Source organism: Pseudoalteromonas sp. SG45-1 (assembly GCF_014164135.1).
GTDB lineage: Bacteria > Pseudomonadota > Gammaproteobacteria > Enterobacterales > Alteromonadaceae > Pseudoalteromonas > Pseudoalteromonas distincta.
On record NZ_JACJEP010000063.1, the window covers coordinates 1 to 1,182 of the forward strand.

The following is a 1,182-nucleotide window of genomic DNA, read 5'->3' on the forward strand; positions in this document are numbered from 1 at the left end:
AAACCATTTTAGGATCCCACATGACACCATCCCTCACCATAGAATTTATGATTACTATAAGCTTTCTTATACAGGCAATAATAGCCACTTTTTTAGGTTTCCCTGCCGCGACTAGCCGATGATAAATAGCTTTAAATTTAGGGTTACATTGGATAGCTGACATCATTGCCATATACATTGCGGTTCTAATTTTTGGCCGTCCACCTCGTATCATCCGTTTACCCTGATAAGCACCACTTTCTCGATTAAATGGTGCAACACCAACCAGTGATGCAGCCTCTTTATTGTTTACACACCCAAGCTCAGGCATGTCACTAAGTAAGTTAAATGCGACAACATTCCCAACGCCAGGCACACTTTGAATAATGTCATTCTTGACCTTATATTCGTCACATTCTTTGATGAGTTTTTGTAGTTTCAAATCTACTTTTTCAATCTGATTTTTTAATGCCGTTAGGATAGGTTTTATTAGTGATGATATTGTTTTTGGCATTATCTGTGAACGATTTTTCTCCATCGTTTGCATATCCATTAACTGCCTTCTTCTAGAAAGTAAATCACTCATCAAGCGCATCTGCTCTGGCTTTAAAGAAGAGAGTGGTGGCTTTATTGCTTCACCAAAATGAGCGATGAGTTGCGCATCAAGTTTATCTGTTTTTGCTTTTTGGCCAATAGCGCCTGCGAAACGTTTAATATTAACGGGATTAGCAACAACGAAAGGGATATTCGCTTGAGCACACGCCATAATAAAGGGGTGTTCAAGGCGCCCAGTTGCTTCAATAGTAACACGCGTTATTGGGTGCTTTTTTAGTGTTTTTATAGCGTGTTTAATGCCGCCGTCATTGTTTTCTACGGTGAAATATATATCTAAAGGTCGGATGTAAATATCGAGTTGAGTTTTACCTGTATCGACACCGACGTTAATTTCATTTTGATTATTGAGTGTATTCATAATAAGCTGACTCTGCCTTGCGATTCGGGCTCGAGGCCCCGTTGACTATCCGAGTTTAATGCTTGGAGTTTATACAGCGTTCTTTCTTGTTATCGGTCTCTCAATAGAGGAGCCTTCAATCAATCGAACTACTGTATAAAAGGCTTTGGTTGCAGCCAAAGCTTGGGCCTCACATTACCCGAACTTGGTTAAAGTATTAATTAATTTATGGGTTTATTATCCATACAAGA

The 1,182-nt window shown here is 39.3% G+C and carries 1 protein-coding gene; it reads right to left on the reverse strand.

Annotated elements, in window-relative coordinates; genetic code table 11:
- Positions 1 to 952, reverse strand: a 952-nt coding sequence (locus tag H5117_RS20365; protein WP_024598675.1) for an IS110 family transposase, incomplete at its 3' end; no start/stop codon positions are given.
- Positions 953 to 1,182: the final 230 nt, after the last annotated feature.